Here is a 19,161-nt window from a genome sequence, read left to right on the forward strand (position 1 = left end):
GGAGGAATTACGATGAAAAAGTTTTACAAACTGACAACTGCTCTTGCCCTTAGCTTGTCCCTGGCCTTGAGCCTTCTCGGCCCTGCTCATGCGGCCCCGGATACTTCGGTATCCAATAAACAAAATTTCAGCACGGATGTCATTTATCAAATCTTTACGGACCGTTTCTCCGACGGCAATACGGCCAACAACCCGACCGGACCTGCCTTTGACGGTACCTGTACCAATCTGAGACTGTACTGCGGCGGTGACTGGCAAGGAATCATTAACAAAATCAACGACGGCTACCTGACCGGCATGGGCGTTACCGCTATCTGGATCTCCCAGCCCGTCGAGAACATCTATAGCGTCATCAACTATTCCGGCGTGAACAACACCGCTTATCACGGCTATTGGGCCAGAGATTTCAAGAAAACGAACCCGGCTTACGGCACGATCGCCGATTTCCAGAATCTCATCGCAGCCGCTCATGCCAAGAACATCAAAGTCATCATCGACTTCGCACCGAACCACACCTCTCCCGCTTCCTCGGACCAGCCTTCATTCGCGGAGAACGGCAAGCTATACAACAACGGCACCCTGCTCGGCGGATACACGAACGATACACAGAATTTGTTCCATCATAACGGAGGCACCGATTTCTCAACAACAGAGAACGGAATTTACAAAAACCTGTACGACCTTGCCGACCTGAATCACAATAACAGCACCGTGGATACCTACCTGAAGGACGCCATCAAAATGTGGCTCGATCTGGGCATTGACGGCATTCGAATGGACGCGGTGAAGCATATGCCGTTTGGCTGGCAGAAGAGTTTCATGGCTACCGTCAACAACTACAAGCCGGTCTTCACCTTCGGCGAATGGTTCCTCGGCGTGAACGAAGTAAGTGCAGAGAACCATAAGTTTGCCAACGAATCCGGCATGAGCCTGCTGGACTTCCGTTTCGCGCAGAAGGTACGCCAAGTATTCAGGGACAATACCGACAATATGTACGGTCTGAAGTCCATGCTGGAGGGCTCGGCAACCGACTATGCCCAAGTGGAGGATCAGGTCACATTCATTGATAATCATGACATGGAACGTTTCCACGATAACAGCGCCAACCGCCGGAAGCTGGAACAGGCCTTGGCCTTCACGCTCACCTCACGCGGGGTGCCAGCCATCTATTACGGAACCGAGCAATATATGTCCGGCGGGAACGATCCTAACAACCGGGCACGGATTCCTTCATTCTCTACGACGACTACCGCTTACCAAGTAATTAAAAAGCTCGCGCCATTGCGTAAATCCAATCCGGCCATCGCCTATGGAACGACGCAGGAGCGCTGGATCAACAATGATGTGCTGATCTATGAACGCAAATTCGGCAGCAACGTAGCGCTTATCGCTGTAAACCGCAACGTGAACACGCCGGCTTCCATTACCGGATTGGCGACTTCATTGCCTGCCGGCAGCTATGCCGACGTGCTGGGCGGTCTCCTGAACGGTAACAGCCTGACCGTTGGTACAGGCGGAGCAGCTTCCAACTTTACGCTGGCTGCCGGCGGTACGGCCGTATGGCAGTATACCACCGCCGTGACTTCGCCAACGATCGGGCACGTAGGACCGATGATGGCCAAACCAGGCGCAACCATCACCATTGACGGTCGCGGCTTCGGCGCAACCAAAGGCACGGTATACTTCGGCTCAACGGCCGTAACAGGCGCTAACATTACGGCATGGGAGGACACGCAGATCAAAGTGAAGATCCCTGCGGTAGCCGGTGGCGTATATAACATCAAAGTCGCCAATAGCGCTGGCACTTCAAGCAATGTACACGACAACTTCGAAGTGCTGACCGGGGATCAAGTCAGCGTCCGGTTTGTGGTGAACAATGCCACCACCGCGCTCGGACAAAACGTGTACCTGGCTGGCAGCGTTAGCGAGCTCGGCAATTGGGATCCTGCCAAAGCCATCGGTCCGTTATATAATCAGGTCATCTATCAGTACCCGACCTGGTACTATGACGTCAGCGTACCGGCCGGCAAAACCATCGAATTCAAATTCCTGAAAAAACAAGGTTCGACAGTAACGTGGGAAGGCGGATCGAACCATTCCTTCACCGCTCCAACGAGCGGCACAGCCACGATTAATGTAAACTGGCAGCCGTAAGCCCCTAAAGCTTCGGCTCATAAGCGAGCATCCTGATAAATCCAGCTCCGGGACAATTCCCAGAGCTGTTTTTCACTCTTGCAGCTATTGGTTAGCCCACTCACCAACAAAAGAGCCGATGAAATCATCCCCTTCATCAGCTCTTTTGCTTTATGCCCTCCCACACTCGAGCGGTAAATGTTTATTGTTCATAGAACCATGCGCCTCTTCCGCCAAACCAGTCGATACTCGTGTCCGATCCATTTAAGCGTAAATCCCGTTAAGACTTGGCGTTGTGGTCAGCATACGCCGCCATCGCGTCGCGCATGAACAGCGCCAGGCCATCGCCGAACTTGTCGATGTTCTTCGTGAAGCGGACATCGTCGGTATACATTTGACCGAGCCCCTTGAACACTTCGAGCGAATAGCTGCTGCCCTTCCGGTTCAGCTCCTCGAACCACTCGCCGATCGCCTCCTGCGCTTCCGCCGACTCCGGCGAGACATGGCGAAGCGCGGCAAGCTTCGCAAAAATTACGTTGATCCGATTCTGCAGTTCCTCCTGCTCCTTCTTCGACAGCTGCGCCAGCTTGGCGTTCGACTCGTCGACCGCCTTTTCTCCCCAGCGCTCCCGCGCTTCCTGCTCGTACGGATTATGACTGAAGTCGAAGCCTTCGAATTTTTCTTTATCGGTCATTTCAAGCTCTCCCTTCTCGTGCCGAATCGTCTTCTCGATAACGGCGATCATTTTGTCCAGACGGCTCCGCTTCTCCAGCAGCAGCTTCCCGTGAAGTTCGAGCGCCTCCTTCCGGTCGAAGGACGGACTCTGTACGACCTCCTTAATCTTCTTCAAAGGGAAGTCGAGCTCCCGAAAAAATAAAATCTGCTGCAGCATTTCGAGATTCCGACCGGAATAGATGCGATAACCGGAATCCGTTACCTCGTCGGGGACCAACAGTCCTATCTCATCGTAATGATGAAGCGTGCGCACGCTAATGCCGACCAGATCCGCCACTTCCTTTACCCGCATCCTGTATCCCTCCTCCCTTCAACACTCACTATAAAGTATCACGAAGCGTGAGAGTCAATCATCGTTTCGCAAAAATTTGTGATTGGCGTAGACACGGGCGCGTCCATCCGGTTACAGGACGGAGACCGGGCGGAGTCGAAGAATAGCGGAACGACAAACGAAGGGGGACAAGGCTTGTAGCTCGCCCAAAAACGCATTAGCGAAAGAGGACGAATCGATTCCCCGCAAGCTTCAACGGAGCAGGCGGAATCATGGTGGAGAAACGAAGTGGTCCCCTTTATCCCCGGATTTCAACCATAAATATCATTCCAATAGAAATCCGGGGGTAACAGGGATCGGAAGCATGATCCGCATGCGGAGTGCTGCATAGCCCACATCATTTTCACGCAGCAATCGAAAACCATTTACGTCCTAAACATCACCAATGACTTGCGCAATCCCTCCGACAGCCCCTCCAATCGTGAAGAAAGGCCAACCAGCTTTTCGCTCACCTTGAACTGCTCGGATGACATCGAAGCGACCTCCTCCGTGGCGGCGCTGGTCTCTTGCACGATCGAGCTCGCCTCCGAGATCGAGTCGGTCAGAGTAAGCTGGGAACCGATCAGTACCTCTACCGAACGGGTCGATTCGCGGATCTCGGTTAAAAGGGCATCCATCTCGTGGCGTACATGATCGAATACGCCCTGGGCTTCCTGTACCGAATGCAGCTGCTCGTCAAAGAGCGGTGATGCCGACGTCAGTGCATCAACAGAGCCTTGTACTTCAGAGCGGATATCCCTGATCATCGCGCCAACGGTCTGGATCGATTCCTTGGAACGATCCGCCAAGCTGCGCACTTCATTGGCTACGACCATGAAGCCGCTGCCTGCTGCCCCCGCACGTGCCGCTTCAATCGTCGCGTTAATGGACAGCACGTTGGTTTGATGCGTGATCTCCGACATCAGCTCCAATATTTTGTGAATCGACGCGGTATTCTCCTTCAACTTCTCCGCATTCTGGACAATGGCCCGGTTCACCTGATTAATCCGCGTGGATTTCTCCACCAGATTGTCCATATGCCGTGCGCCTTCTCCCGTCACCTGAAGCACGCGATCAGCCGCGGCCTCCATCACTTGATTCGAATCCGATACTTTACTCATCTGAACGCCAATGTTCTCAGCCAACTGATTCTCCCGTTCGGCCTCCATCGCCAGGCTTCCGCTTCCCTGTGCAATCTGCTCCATGGCGGATGCAATTTCACCAGCCGTTAGCGAGGTTCCCTTCGAAACTTCCGCCAATTCCTCCGCCGTAGCCAGCACTTCCTTCGCGGAAGCATTCGTCTGATCGACCAAAGCCGAGATTTGCCTCATCATCCGGTTGAAGCTGTGGCCGAGACGGCCAATTTCATCCGCGCGCCGAAACTCGGTCCGAACCCTCAGATTCCCCTGCTCCCCCTCTTCCATCAGGCTGCACATCTGGTTCAGCGGGCGGCCGATGGAACGCATCATATAGTAGCCGATCAGTACCGCAATAACGATCGCGGCCACAATGACCACAAGCGTCACGGCCAGCAGTTTGTCCGTGGCTTGTACGAAATCGCTGATGGGAGCAAAGCCGACCATATGCCAAGGAGCCGTCTTCAGCGGCGTATACACCACCATCTGCTCGTCGGCGGTGTAATAAATCCCTCCTTCTTCGGCAGCTTGAGGAACCGTAATGGTGGATTGCTGCATCAGCTGGGCCGTGTCCATGTCGTGTACGATCCGGTTATCATCGGCAACGATTCGCATCCGGCCGTTGTTCCCTATTTTTAAATTGGCCAGCACCTCTCCGACTGCCTCGTTCTTGATATCGATCAGCAGGATATACTGCGCATCCGGATTCTTCAGGTTTTTCAGCAATCTCCCCATCGTCATGGTGGCGGTTTTCTCGTTCTCCATAAAGCCTTGGACCTCTGTCGGGAACCATACCGGTTCGCCATCGGCCTGGATAATCCGGTCAATCTTCGCCTTCACGCCATCTCCGGATGACATTCCCGATAAGCCCGTGGAATTATAGGAGCTTTGAGCCTGAAGATTGGGCGCAACCAGGCGCATGCCCTGCAGACGTTTATCCGAAGATGCCATCCCGTTCAGCTTCTCACGGATTCGGTTCTCGGCCTGCGTTTTGTCCCGAATGCCGATATCCGCAGTACTCACCGTAATGAGGTCCTCGCGAAGCACCGTGTCCAAGGCCCACTGACGGGAAGCGGCTTCATATTGGGCCAGCAGAAAATCCAGCTTGTCCGCCGCCTGCATCATCTGCCCCGAAGTCGCTTCTGACACCTGATCCATCACCGTGTCTTTGGAGATGAAATACGATAATAACCCTAACGCCGAAGATAACAGCACGATCGTGGTAAAAAAGATAACAAACAGCTTCATCCCAACCGCTTTGAATTGAAAACGTCTCATTATGTTCATATGTATATGTCCCCCTGCATCGCATGTTTGAATGCAAAAAGACACAGCTAGCGGTTACCGGCTGTGTCTCTTCGCTGTTCTCTCTATCTATCTGTCTTATGATGAATTCATACGATTAACTATCCGTACCTTACCCTTTGCTTGCACCAGCCGTCATGCCATCAACCAGCAAACGCTGCAGGAAGACAAACAGCAAGGTGATCGGCAGTGCGATCAGTACCGATGCGGCTGCGAACAGCGTAAAGTTACTGTCCTGGGTGGAGTTGACGAGATCCCATAGGCCGACGGCGAGCGTCCAGTTTTCTTTTGTCCGGAGCACGAGTCTCGCAAAGATAAAGTCTACCCATGGACCAACGAACAGCGTCAAGCCCATATACGTGATCATTGGCTTCGACAACGGCAGAATGATTTTGCGGAATATCTGGAAGTTGGTAGCTCCGTCGATCTTCGCCGCTTCATCCAGACTTCGCGGTATCGTATCCAGGAAGCCTTTCATGATCAGGGTTCCACCTAACGGCGCCCCTGCCGCATACACGATAATCATCGCCGCATGCGTGTTCAGCAGATCCAGGGAGTTCAGCAGGATATACAGCGCGATCATACTCATGAAGCCCGGGAACATCCCCAGCACGAGAATGACCGATAGCGCATTCTGCCGGCCTTTAAACCGGAATCGGGAGACCGCATAACTTGTAAGCAGGACAAGAATGGTCCCGATAATCATGGAGAATATCGCAATTTTCAACGTGTTCATGTACCATGTGCCAAACAGAAAGCTCTGGGACGTAAACAATTCTTTATAATGACTGAGCGTAAAAGATTCTGGAATCAAGGACTTGCTGTACAACGACTTTCCGGGACGGAAAGAGGCCAGAACAATCCAGAGCGCCGGGTAAATACAACCGATCGCGATGATGACAAGCGTAATGTAACTTGCCGTCAGGCGAATCGCATTTCTCATTTTAATTCCCATTATTGGATCATATCCTCCTCTTTAAAGGATCTGGTTCTGCGATAATTATAAATCGAGAAGGTCGCAATAATCATGAAGATGATGATACCGATGGCCGATGCCATGCTGTAGCGCTGCTGATCCAGGGTCAGTTTATAGAGCCAGGTTACCAGCAGGTCCGTCGCCCCCGCATATTGATAGTCACCCACAACCGGGTTACCGTTCGTCAGTAGGAAAATCAAGTTAAAGTTGTTAATATTACCGGCAAATTGCGTAATCAGTACCGGTGCCGTCGAGAACAAAATCATCGGCAGGGTGATAATCTTGAATTTCTGGAATCCGGTCGCCCCGTCCACATCGGCCGCTTCATAAAGATCCTTCGGAATCGTGGTCAGGACACTCATGACGAGAAGCATGGATACCGGGATACCTACCCACATATTAACGATAATAACGGTCACTTTAGCCCAGACCGGATCGGTCAGCCATGGCAGGCCTTCCAAACCGAAATATCTTAAATACTGGTTGATCGGTCCGAATTGCCCGTTAAACATATTACGCATGACGAGCAAGGAAATCAGCTGCGGAATCGCATATGGAATGATCAGAATGACACGCCATACGCCTTTGAAACGAATTCCTTTTTGTTGAATAAGGAGTGCAACGAGCACACCGCCAAAATACGTCGTTACCGTTGCCAGCACCGCCCAGATGATCGTCCAGGTCAGGACGCCGAAGAAAGTATGGCTCCATGATTTCAATGCAACGAGATTGGTGAAGGTTTTGAAACCGACCCAGTCAACCAAATTTGCCGGCGGCAGATTGTTTGGAGCGGAATAGTTCGTAAACGCCAGCATAACCATGAAGATAATCGGCATGACCGTAAAAAATAAAATACCGATCGCCGGCAGTGTCAGGAAAGATTGCGCGAATTTCCATTCAAAAATATAATAAAGGGTCTGTCTGAAATTGTTGGGTTTTACACCCTGTTCCCTTAGTTTTCCAGCGTTATATGCGTTTTTGATATTGGCATAATACCCAATAAGAAAAATCGCAAACATAATCATGGTGATAAGTCCTTCAATCAGGAGATTAATGGAATGGTCACCTGCTACCATTTGGGTTAAACCGTTGACTTTCTCTAAATGGCTTCCCTGTTCCCCCAAAGTTGTCATTCCCCAGATGGCATCACCCAGGTTGTTGATGAAGTAATACAGACTGAATATACCTACGATAAGTAAAAGAACGCCTTTGATCCATTGCCGGTTGTAAAGCTGACCCAGACCCATACAGATGGCTGATAATACGGCTGCTGTCGTACGATGTTGACGCATGCTCCCTCCATTCTCCTCTCCATATAATCGAGGAATCACCCGCCGGTTGTTCGGCGGGTGAACTTCTTCATCTATCTCGCATTATATAAGAACGTAATTACTCGCCAGCTCCACCACTGTTGAGATCTTTCACTTGACTTACAGCTTTATCAAGCGTTTCTTTCACGTCTTTGTTGTTATCCCAGATCTCAGCCAGTGCAGCGCCTACAGGAGACCATACGTTAGCCATTTCAGGAACGGATGGCATCGGTTGGGAAGATTTGAACTGCTCTGTGAATGCCGATACATACTCGTCATTCTTGATTTGATCGTCTTCTTGAGCTTCGTTGTTAGTTGGAACCGATCCAACCAGTGCGCTCAGTTTCAATTGAGCTTCCTTGCTTGTTGCAAAGTCAGCGAACAAACGAGCTGCTTGCGGATATTTCGTGAACGAGCTTACGTACCAAGCTTTGATACCGGAGAACGATACAGCAGGCTGACCGCCGATGGTTGGGATTGGAGCAACGCCAAGCTTGTCGCCAAGCGCTTCTTTGTATCCGCCAAGCTCCCATGGTCCGTTAATGTCCATAGCCAAGTCGCCGGCCGTGAACAATCCGCGTTTGATATCAGGCGTAATGTCGCCGGATTTAACCGGAAGAATTTCTTTCAGGCTTGCATACACTTCCATACTCTTGACTGCGCCTTCGTTGTTGAGGCCGATATCGTTGACATCTGCGCCGCCGTTACCGAAGATGTAGCCGCCATTGGAAGCAAGGAATGGATATGCGAAGTACAGGTTGCCTGTTTCGAACATGATTCCATATTTGTTCTTGGATTTATCTGTGAAGGTTTTGCTGAACTCAATAACTTCTTCCATCGTTGTTGGAACTTCTTTTACCAGGTCTTTGTTGTAGTACATCAAGTATGTTTCAGCAGCGCGCGGGTATCCGTACAGAACGCCGTCATAGCTTACGCCTTGGATAGCGGCTTCCGTGTTGCTGCTCTTCGTTTTTTCTTCGAAGTAATCATTTGGCAGAACCAGGTTTGTAGCTACGGCCTTACCCAGGTTATCGTGAGGGAACAATACAACGTCAGCGCCCAATCCGGATGGTCCGTCTTGTTGAAGCTTGGTAACTTGGTCGGTTGGGGACAATTCTTCGATGGTTACTTCAACGCCGTATTTCTCGGTAAATTCTTTAGCAACCGCATCGGTGTAGGCTCTTTCGTCTCTACTTTCCCATACGATCAATTTAGCGCCTTCCTCTGGCTTAAGTTCCGGTGCTTCTGTATTTTCGGCCGGCGTCTCCTGGGCCGGTGGATTCTCAGCAGGTGCCTCAGCAGCAGGAGCAGGTGAATTTCCTCCGCACGCTGTAATGGAGAACGCCAACGTGAAGGTTGCAGCTAGCGTAAGTAGTTTCTTCATCTTCATTCCATGATTACCCCTCTCAAATAAATGATCAGAAAATGTTGGAAATCTGCGCAAACGATTTCAGAAATTTTCAGCGTCTCTTTTTCTATGTAACATCTGGCGAGATACTCAGGAAAAATCCCGTTGAGAAAGCGCTTCATTCACTGAAAACATCATACAACATTTATTATCGAATGTAAAAACGTTTGCACAGATCATTTTTACCCGTTTTGAGCATATAATCTCTTGTTACCTTCACTATTCACTGTATTTCGTAAGTTATCATAAAAATAGTTGTGCATATGCTGTGCAATTCAGTCATTTCGCACGTTATTTGAGACAAGAGTCCAACATAAATGGTTGCTAGTTGAACAAACGTTTGCACACTTATATTTATTAGAAACCATTAGCTCAACATGCCAAGAGGTGACCTTAAATTTTTGTTTGGCTTCCCCATGTGTTTCCGATAACAGCAAAAAAGGACTACCGCTCATGATCTTTGAATACAGATCAGCGGCAGTCCTTCTATCGTATATGGCTGATACCTATTGAAGCTCCGTTATTGCAGCGCCTTCAACGCGATATCCGTCCGATTATGCTTGCCTTCAAACGTAATTGCTTCTGCCCGTTCATAGGCTTTCGTACGTGCTGAAGCGATATCTGCCCCTAAACCGACAACGCCCAGGACACGTCCTCCATTCGTTCTCCACGTTCCGTCAGCATCGCGAGAGGTGCCCGCATGAAATACAATCGTCCCGTCCTGCTCGTGTTCCAGCCCATTGATAGCAATTCCTTTTGGATACGAGGCAGGATAACCGCCAGAAGCCAGAATGACGCATACCGCCGCTTCGTCACTCCACTCCAGCTCAAGATCGGCCAGGTTTCCATTTACGGCAGCAAGGAAGACGTCGAGCAGATCGGTCTTCAAACGCGGCAATACGACCTGCGTTTCCGGGTCGCCGAATCGGGCGTTGAATTCGATGGTCTTCGGTTTGCCGTCCGGCGTGATCATCAATCCGGCAAAGAGCACGCCCCGAAACGGACGTCCTTCGGCAACCATCGCTTTTGCCGTGGGCTTGATGATTGTCTCAATGGCCTCTTCAATGATGGACGGCTGAATATGAGGCAATGGCGAATACGTTCCCATGCCTCCGGTATTCGGCCCCTGGTCTCCATCGTAGGCCGGCTTGTGATCCTGCGCTGCGGACATCGGCTTCACGGTTTCACCATCCACAAAGGCGAGGATCGACATTTCCTGGCCTTCCAGGAACTCCTCGATGACCACCCGGCTTCCGGCATCGCCAAACACCTTCGATTGCATAATGTCGCTGAGCGCCTGCTCTGCTTCCTCGATCGTCCGCGCAACGGTAACACCCTTGCCGGCTGCGAGCCCGTCCGCTTTCACGACGATCGGCGCCCCTTGCTGGCGCAAGTAAGCAAGCGCCTTCTCGTAATCGTCGAACTTCGCGTAAGCTGCCGTTGGAATGTCGTATTTATGAAGCAGATCCTTCATAAAGGTTTTGCTGCCCTCAATTTCGGCTGCATTTTTGCGTGGACCAAATACCGGGATGCCTGTAGCGTCGAACGCATCTACGATGCCGTCAGCCAGCGGATCATCCGGACCGACAACAATGAGTCCCACCTGCTTCTCCACGGCGAATGCCGCCAGCTTATCAAACTCCGATACCGCGATCGGTACGCACTCGGCCAGCTGTCCGATACCGGCGTTGCCGGGTGCGCAGTAAATCTTATCCGCTTTCAGGCTCTTTGCCAGTGCCCATACGATGGCATGCTCTCTTCCGCCGCCTCCAATAACCAAAATATCCATGGTATTCCCTCCCGATTCATTTCAAGTTACCCGATATCTTTTCATCACATAAATGATTTACAGGGCAAAGGATAAGGTCACCCTCTTGCCCCTTAAACTTAAAGGCGGCGCGCGCTATGCGCGGCGTCGCCTCTATAGATGTGCTGGATGTAAGATCACTCTTCGACTCCAGCCTGATGGCTGCAACGAAGCTCCCTTTTTAAACTCATGAATTAGTGCTTGAAATGCCGTACGCCGGTAAAGACCATGGCGATTCCGTATTCGTTGGCTGCCTTGATGGATTCCTCATCCTTAATGGATCCGCCCGGCTGAATGATGGCGGTTATGCCGGCTTTCGCTGCAAGCTCCACGGTATCGCCCATCGGGAAGAACGCATCGGAAGCGAGAACGGCTCCCTTGGCTTTCTCTCCCGCCTGTTCCACCGCAATGCGCGCCGAGCCGACACGGTTCATCTGGCCTGCGCCAACGCCAACGGTCATGTTGTCTGCAGCCAATACGATCGCATTAGATTTCACGTGCTTGACCACTTTCCAGCCAAAGAGCAGCTGCTTCAGCTCTTCCTCCGTTGGTTTACGATCCGTTGCAACTTTCAGGTCAGCGGCGTCCAGGGAAAACACATCGCTTTCCTGTACGATCATGCCGCCTTCAATCGTTGTCACGGCAAGCGTGCTTTGGCGCTCCTTGGCCGAACCGAACTCGCCCATCTTCAGTAGACGGATGTTCTTCTTCTTCGTCAGGATCTCCAGCGCATCCGGCGTGAAATCCGGTGCCAGGATAATTTCAAGGAAAATATCCTTCAGCAGATCGGCCGTCGGAGCGTCAATTGTCCGGTTCGCCGCCACGATGCCGCCGAAGATGGATGTCGGATCAGCGTTATAAGCTTTTTGGTAAGCTTCCAGTACATTCTTCCCGATGCCAACGCCGCAAGGGTTCATATGCTTCACGGCCACCACGGTTGGCTCGTCGAATTCCTTCACGATCTGTAGGGCTGCGTTCGCGTCATTGATATTGTTATAAGAGAGCTCTTTGCCGTGCAGCTGCTCCGCGGTTGTCAAAGTGCCCGCTGGTGCCAGCGGTTTACGGTAAAATGCCGCTTTTTGATGCGGATTCTCGCCATAACGAAGGTCCTGAATTTTCTCGTAGGTCACGCTAAAGCGCTCAGGAAGCGGGTCGCCCGTTACATTCGACAAATAGTCGGAAATCAACGTATCGTAGGCCGCCGTGTGACGGAATACCTTGGCTGCAAGACGTTTGCGGGTTTCCAACGTCGTGTCGCCGCCGCCACGGATTTCCTCAATCACGCTGCCATAATCCGCCGCATCGACAACCACGCTCACAAAAGCATGGTTTTTCGCAGCCGAACGCAGCATCGTTGGACCGCCAATGTCGATATTTTCAATTGCATCTTCATACTCGACATCCGGCTTCGCAATTGTTTCCTGGAATGGGTACAGGTTAACCACGACCATATCGATGTAATCAAGGCCCAGCTCCTGCATCTGACGCTGATGTTCCTCGCTGTCGCGAATGGCAAGCAGGCCGCTGTGCACGGCTGGATGAAGGGTTTTGACGCGTCCGTCAAGAATCTCCGGGAATCCGGTCACATCGGAGATGCCGATGACAGGAACTCCTTCCTTGGCGAGGAGGTTCTTCGTTCCCCCTGTCGAAATGATCTCTACACCCAATGAAGACAACTCGCGGCAAAATTCCACGATGCCGGTTTTATCCGAAACGCTGACCAAAGCTCTTTTGATACCCACGTTCATACCCCCTATTTTGAATGAAAATCAACTAAGTAAGCCTGTCTTGATTCCGTAGATGCTGTCGAAGATCCATAATTGCAAATTATTTCCCGAGAAATATCGAACATGTCGATTCACCGAAAGACCTTGTCCGCTTTTATTACAAAAGCCTATTCGGTAATCGTCACATTCCGCCCGTTCAGCGAAATTCGCCCTTGGGCGAACCATGAAACGACTTCAGAATATAACTTCTGCTCCACGGCATGAATGCGTTCTGCCAGCACTTCTGCCGTATCGCCTTCCTTGATCTCTACGGCTTTTTGAGCAATAACAGGTCCGGTATCCATGCCGCCATCCACGAAATGAACCGTGACACCAGTCATCTTCACACCATAGTCCAGCGCTTGGCCAATCGCGTCTTTTCCTGGAAAAGCAGGCAGCAGCGATGGATGAATGTTGATGATCCGGCCGCTATAGAACTCGACAAAGGACGGACTCAATAACCGCATATATCCTGCAAGAACAATCAATTCGACACCGCGCTGCTGAAGCTCTACCGCAATTTCACGTTCGTAATCTTCCTTCGAGGCATAATCCTTCGGCTGAAAGGCGAATACATCCACATTCGCCGCTTGTGCCAGCTCCACGACGGGAGCCTGAGGCTTATCGCATACCAGGATGCTGATCACGCTGCCAAGCGCTCCCCTGTGCTGCGCGTCTACCAAAGCCTGAAAGTTACTGCCCCTGCCGGAAGCGAAAACCGCAATCCGAAACGGCCTCATTACACCTCAGCTCCCGTAAAGGTTACGATGCGCTCGCCTTCGGTGACCCGGCCGATCACATAAGCCTCTTCGCCTGCGGAGCGGAGATATTGAAGCACCCCGTCTGCATCCTGTTCTTTGACGACAAGCACCATGCCGATTCCCATATTAAATGTCGTAAACATATCCTTGTTCGAAATGCTGCCTTTTTCCTGCATTAGCTTAAAGATCGGCAGAATCGGCCAAGAGCCGTATTCGATGTCGACATTGACGCCATCCGGCAGCATGCGCGGAATATTCTCGATGAATCCGCCGCCCGTGATGTGCGCCATGCCCTTTACTTCGATCTCTTTCAACAGTCCGAGCAGCGGCTTCACATAAATCTTGGTCGGTGCGAGCAGCACGTCGCCAAGACGTCCGCCCAGTTCCAGAAGCTCTTGCTGCAGAGAGTAGCCTGCGTCCTCCAGAAGCAGCTTGCGGACAAGCGAGAAGCCGTTGCTGTGCACACCGCTGGATGCTAAACCAATCACCGTATCGCCTGCCGCGATATTCGACCCGTTGATCATTTTGCTTTTGTCGACAATGCCTACGGTGAAGCCCGCGATGTCATACTCGCCTTCACTGTACATGCCCGGCATCTCCGCCGTTTCCCCGCCGATCAGGGAACAGCCCGCTTGGTTGCATCCGTCGGCGATCCCTTTGACAATGGATTCGATTTTGGACGGAATGACCTTATCACACGCTAAATAGTCGAGAAAAAAGAGCGGTTCTGCGCCTTGCACCACAATATCGTTCACGCACATCGCTACCGCATCAATGCCGATGGTATCGTGTTGGTCCATCGCGAATGCGAGCTTCAGCTTTGTGCCGACGCCATCCGTGCCTGAGACGAGTACCGGCTCTTCATATTGGTCTTTATTCAGCTTGAACAGTGCGCCAAAACCCCCGAGGTCGGTCATGACTTCCGGTCTGAAAGTCGTTTTGACATGCTTTTTCATACGCTCTACCGCTTCGTTGCCTGCAGCGATATCCACGCCTGCTTGTTTGTAAGTATCCGACACGCGCTCAACACTCCTTTTTCGTTATGACGAAAGTATCTGTTCACACATCATTTATGGGCTTAATCAATAACCAGCTTAAAGAGGTGTATCCGAGAAAAAATGGCTGTCCGCTGCGCAGAATCAGCAGCTGCAGCCCATCTTCTCTTCCCCGTTAAAATCAATCTGCGTCGGGTAATCATTATCAAAGCATGCCATGCACAAGCCGCCTTTCGGGCTGTGCTCATCATAACCGCCAATGGCGGATATGAGGCCCTCCGGACTCAGGAACGACAAGGAATCCGCGTTGATCTCCCGGCAGATTTCCTCGACGCTTTTCTCGGAGGCGATCAGCTCCCTGCGGTCCGGCGTATCGATGCCGTAGAAGCAAGGGTTTTTGAACGGCGGCGACGTAATCCGCACATGCACTTCGGTTGCGCCGGCTTCGCGAAGCAGATTGACGATCCGGCGGGACGTGGTTCCCCGTACGATAGAGTCATCGATCATGACCACACGTTTGCCTTCGACCACGCGCCGTACCGCGCTCAGCTTCATCTTCACGCCCTGCTCGCGCAGCTCCTGGCTCGGCTGAATGAACGTCCGGCCCGTATATTTATTCTTGATCAATCCCAGCTCATAAGGAATGCCCGTTTGCTCGGCATAACCGATAGCGGCCGAGATGCTGGAATCCGGTACGCCTGTAACGACATCCGCATCCACGAACGATTCCAGGGCCATCTTGCTGCCCATCCGTTTGCGGGCCGAATGCAGGTTGGAGCCGTTCAGATCGCTGTCCGGACGGGAGAAATAAATATATTCCATGGCGCACAACGCTTTGCGTCCCGCTTCCGTATACCGTTCTTCCCGAAGCCCGTTCCGATCGAGGATCAGCAGCTCCCCGGGAGCAACATCTCGGATCGCTTCCGCCCCGATGACTTCAAGCGCGCAGGTCTCCGAAGTGAAGATATACGCATCGCCCAGTCGACCCATCGTGAGCGGACGGAGTCCGTTCGGATCCGAGGCGACGAGCAGCTTGTCATTGGTCATGAGCAGAAAAGCAAACCCGCCCACCAGACGCTGCAAGGCATCCTTGGCAGCCTCGACAAAATCCTTCGGCGAACGTGCGATCAGATGCGCAATGACTTCCGTATCGCTGGTCGTCTGAAAAATGGAGCCTTCCATCTCCAGCTCGCGCCGAAGCTTCGGCTCATTGACGATGTTTCCGTTCGTAGCAATCGCCAGATTGCCCTCACGATATTTAAAAACAAGCGGCTGCGCATTCGTCAGTCTGCTGTCCCCGCTGGTCGAATAACGGACATGCCCGATCGACATGCTGCCCTTCAACGATTCCAGCTTGTCTTTATCAAACACTTCTTTTACAAGTCCCATCCCGCGGTGATAATTGAAATTCTCGCCGTCGGCTACGCAGATTCCTGCGCTTTCTTCGCCGCGGTGCTGGAGGGCGTGAAGCCCGTAATAGGAAAGGGAGGCGGCATCGGGATGCCCAAACACCCCGAATACGCCGCACTCTTCTTTTAAAGTATCGAAAATATCGCTCTGACCTGTTCCCTCATTGTAGTAATCCCCTGTCCACAGTCCTTCGGGTATCAGTTCATGAGACATGGAATGGCATCCTCCCAGACGGATTTCAAAGCCTCCACGGATTCTTCCAGCGCAGAAGCACCGTTAATGTTAATGCTAAGCTTGTTTCCGCCGACTACGCCAAGCGCGGTAAATGGAACGCCCGCTTCTTGCAGGAGCTTCTCCAGCGCGTTCTTATGATCAGGGGACACCGACAGCACGATCCGGGATTGGCTCTCGCTAAAGAGCGCTACGTCGTTACGCAGATCGGTTGACCATTGCACGCTCGCCCCAACGTTGCCGCTGATGCAGCTCTCCGCCAGCGCGGCTGCAAGTCCCCCCTCCGACACGTCATGCGCGGATTGTACCAGACCGGACTGGATGGCCTTCAGTACGCCGCCGAGCAATTTCTTCTCAGTACCCAGGTTCAGTTCAGGCGGTCTGCCTTCCGACACTCCGTGAATGATCGCTTGGAACTCGCTGCCGCCCAGTTCCGCACGGGTATCACCCAGAACGTAGATGGCATCGCCTTCCGCCTTGAAGCCTTGTGTCGTAATATGATCCGTATCATGGATCAGACCGACCATGCCGACAACAGGCGTCGGATAAATCGCGCCTTTGGCATTCTCGTTGTAGAGACTCACATTTCCGCCGATGACCGGCGTTTCAAGCACATTACAAGCTTCCGCCATGCCGTCCACGGCTTTTTCCATCTGCCAGAAAATTTCTGGCTTCTCCGGGCTTCCGAAGTTCAGGTTATCCGTAATCGCCAGCGGCTCCGCGCCGGAGCATACGATATTGCGCGCTGCTTCGCTAACCGCGATTCTGCCGCCAAGCTCAGGGTCGAGGTAGACGTAACGTCCGTTGCAGTCCGTTGTCATCGCCAGGGCTTTGCGCGTTCCATGCACCGTTACGACAGCAGCATCCGAACCCGGACGAACGGCCGTGCTGGTGCGAACCATATAATCATATTGGTTGTATACCCATGCTTTGCTTGCAAGGCTTGGCGAACCGAGCACCTTCTTGAGGGCACCACCCAGATCCTTCACTTCTTCATAACGAAGCGTATCCACCGCAGCCTGCTCTTTGTAATAAGCCGGTTCTTGGGATGGTTTGTTATAGATCGGGCATTCGTCTACGAGCGCTTTAACCGGCATGTCGCCTACCACCTCACCGTGGTGGATCAGCTTCAGGCGGCCATCGTCCGTCACTTTGCCGACTTTGGCGCAGATAACGCCCCAGCGTTCGAAGATTTCACGCGCTTGCTCCTCATGCTTCGGCTCAACCACGAACAGCATCCGTTCCTGGGACTCCGACAGCATCATTTCATAAGGCGTCATGCCTTCTTCGCGCTGAGGCACTTGGTCCAGGTACAGCTCAAGGCCGTTGCCTGCTTTACTTGCCATTTCCGCACTGGAGCAAGTCAATCCAGCCGCGCCCATATCCTGAATGCCCAGCACGATGCCGGAATCAATCAGCTCAAGGCAGGATTCCATCACAAGTTTCTCCATGAACGGATCGCCGACCTGAACGGCCGTACGGTTCGCTTCGGATTCCTCCGTCAGCTCAACGGAAGCGAAGGTTGCGCCGTGGATGCCATCGCGGCCAGTTGGAGGCCCGACATAGAAGACCGGATTGCCTACCCCTTTTGCAACGCCGCGCTGAATCTTATCATGGTCGATAACGCCGACGCACATCGCATTGACCAGCGGATTGCCTTCATAACTTTCGTCGAATACAACCTCGCCGCCTACCGTCGGGATCCCGATGCAGTTGCCGTAACCGGCAATGCCGGATACCACGTGCTCAAACAAATATTTAACGCGATCGCTCTCGAGCTTGCCGAAACGAAGCGAATTCAGAATTGCTACCGGTCTTGCCCCCATGGAGAAAATATCGCGGATAATACCGCCAACGCCCGTGGCTGCGCCTTGATAAGGCTCTACAGCGGACGGATGGTTATGACTTTCGATTTTGAATACAACCGCTTGGTTGTCGCCGATATCAACGATCCCGGCACCCTCGCCCGGTCCCATCAGGACGCGCGGGCCGCTTGTCGGGAAACGACGAAGCAGCGGCTTGGAATTTTTGTAGGCGCAATGCTCGGACCACATGACACTGAATACGCCGATTTCCGTGTAATTCGGCTTGCGTCCCATGAAGGAACAGATCAGCTCATACTCGCTGTCCGAAACTCCCATTTGCTTGTAAATCTGATGCTCTGCGATCTGTTCTGCTGTCGGTTCCTTAACGGACGTTTGCTGCGCCATGAGTATCCCTCCATGCCTGTAATATGGATGTAAACATTGCTTTCCCGTCATCCGAGCCGAGCAGGCTGCTGACTGCGCGCTCCGGATGCGGCATCATGCCGATTACGTTGCCCCGCTCGTTGCAGATGCCTGCGATATCCTCGATCGAGCCGTTCGGATTGTTTTGATACGTAAATACGATTTGCCGGTTGTCCCGGAGCTTTTGAAGTGTTTCTTCATCACAGTAATAGTTGCCCTCGCCATGCGCGATCGGAATGACAATCTCTTGCCCCTCCGCGTAATCGCGCGTAAACGGCGTTGTATTATTGTTCACTTTGAGCACCGTGTCATGGCAGCGGAATTTCATCGAATCGTTGCGGCGCAGAGCTCCGGGAAGGAGTCCGGCTTCCGTCAAAATCTGAAATCCGTTGCAGATGCCAAGAATATACTTGCCCTCTTCCGCCGCCTTTGCCACTTCGCTCATAACCGGGGCGAATCGGGAAATCGCACCACACCGGAGATAATCTCCATAGGAGAATCCTCCGGGTACCAAAATGCAATCATATGGAGAAAGGTCCGTAGCCGTATGCCACACATAATCCACCGGCTGACCAATCGTCTCTTCTACCGCCTTATAACAGTCAATATCACAATTGGAGCCAGGAAAGACCAGCACTGCAAATCTCATT

The 19,161-nt window shown here is 52.3% G+C and carries 13 protein-coding genes; 1 reads left to right on the forward strand and 12 read right to left on the reverse strand.

Annotation, left to right across the window (positions count from 1 at the left end):
* Window positions 1–12 precede the first annotated feature (12 nt).
* Window positions 13–2,154: an alpha-amylase family glycosyl hydrolase gene (locus ACQKPA_RS26225; protein ID WP_427495417.1), complete on the forward strand. Its 2,142-nt coding sequence runs from the start codon at window positions 13–15 to the stop codon at window positions 2,152–2,154.
* A gap of 259 nt (window positions 2,155–2,413) precedes the next feature.
* Here the strand turns inward: ACQKPA_RS26225 and ACQKPA_RS26230 are convergent, their stop codons facing one another.
* The 12 genes from ACQKPA_RS26230 to purQ form a co-directional block, all read right to left on the reverse strand.
* Window positions 2,414–3,160, reverse strand: coding sequence for a MerR family transcriptional regulator (locus ACQKPA_RS26230; RefSeq protein WP_427495419.1), 747 nt, complete (start codon window positions 3,158–3,160; stop codon window positions 2,414–2,416).
* A gap of 404 nt (window positions 3,161–3,564) precedes the next feature.
* Window positions 3,565–5,601, reverse strand: coding sequence for a methyl-accepting chemotaxis protein (locus ACQKPA_RS26235; RefSeq protein WP_427495421.1), 2,037 nt, complete (start codon window positions 5,599–5,601; stop codon window positions 3,565–3,567).
* Between the two features lie 130 nt (window positions 5,602–5,731).
* A complete protein-coding gene (locus tag ACQKPA_RS26240) occupies window positions 5,732–6,574 on the reverse strand; it encodes a sugar ABC transporter permease (protein ID WP_071221547.1) in 843 nt (280 codons plus the stop codon).
* Window positions 6,574–7,887 carry an ABC transporter permease subunit gene (locus ACQKPA_RS26245; protein ID WP_427495422.1) on the reverse strand — a complete coding sequence of 438 codons (1,314 nt, stop codon included), beginning with the start codon at window positions 7,885–7,887 and terminating at the stop codon, window positions 6,574–6,576. Before ACQKPA_RS26245 ends, ACQKPA_RS26240 begins: the two co-directional genes overlap by 1 nt.
* A gap of 97 nt (window positions 7,888–7,984) precedes the next feature.
* A complete protein-coding gene (locus ACQKPA_RS26250; protein WP_216532936.1) occupies window positions 7,985–9,295 on the reverse strand; it encodes a sugar ABC transporter substrate-binding protein in 1,311 nt (436 codons plus the stop codon).
* 538 nt (window positions 9,296–9,833) lie between these two features.
* Entirely contained in the window at window positions 9,834–11,102 is a 1,269-nt protein-coding gene (purD, locus tag ACQKPA_RS26255) for a phosphoribosylamine--glycine ligase (RefSeq protein WP_427495423.1), read from the reverse strand.
* A 212-nt stretch (window positions 11,103–11,314) separates the two neighbouring features.
* Window positions 11,315–12,862, reverse strand: coding sequence for a bifunctional phosphoribosylaminoimidazolecarboxamide formyltransferase/IMP cyclohydrolase (purH, locus tag ACQKPA_RS26260; RefSeq protein WP_427495425.1), 1,548 nt, complete (start codon window positions 12,860–12,862; stop codon window positions 11,315–11,317).
* Between the two features lie 152 nt (window positions 12,863–13,014).
* A complete protein-coding gene (purN, locus tag ACQKPA_RS26265; RefSeq protein ID WP_427495426.1) occupies window positions 13,015–13,626 on the reverse strand; it encodes a phosphoribosylglycinamide formyltransferase in 612 nt (203 codons plus the stop codon).
* On the reverse strand, window positions 13,626–14,666 hold the full coding sequence (gene purM, locus ACQKPA_RS26270; RefSeq protein ID WP_427495428.1) for a phosphoribosylformylglycinamidine cyclo-ligase: 1,041 nt from the start codon (window positions 14,664–14,666) through the stop codon (window positions 13,626–13,628). The genes purN and purM overlap by 1 nt, the downstream gene beginning before the upstream one ends.
* Before the next feature lie 120 nt (window positions 14,667–14,786).
* Window positions 14,787–16,265 carry an amidophosphoribosyltransferase gene (gene purF, locus ACQKPA_RS26275; protein ID WP_427495429.1) on the reverse strand — a complete coding sequence of 493 codons (1,479 nt, stop codon included), beginning with the start codon at window positions 16,263–16,265 and terminating at the stop codon, window positions 14,787–14,789.
* Window positions 16,250–18,493, reverse strand: coding sequence for a phosphoribosylformylglycinamidine synthase subunit PurL (gene purL, locus ACQKPA_RS26280; protein ID WP_427495430.1), 2,244 nt, complete (start codon window positions 18,491–18,493; stop codon window positions 16,250–16,252). The genes purF and purL overlap by 16 nt, the downstream gene beginning before the upstream one ends.
* The gene (gene purQ, locus ACQKPA_RS26285; protein ID WP_100540297.1) at window positions 18,471–19,160 is read right to left on the reverse strand and encodes a phosphoribosylformylglycinamidine synthase subunit PurQ; all 690 of its coding nucleotides are present in this window, start codon (window positions 19,158–19,160) and stop codon (window positions 18,471–18,473) included. The genes purL and purQ overlap by 23 nt, the downstream gene beginning before the upstream one ends.
* Window position 19,161: the final 1 nt, after the last annotated feature.

The sequence above is a fragment of the Paenibacillus sp. NPDC093718 genome (assembly GCF_050279985.1).
Taxonomy (GTDB): Bacteria; Bacillota; Bacilli; order Paenibacillales; family Paenibacillaceae; genus Paenibacillus_AQ.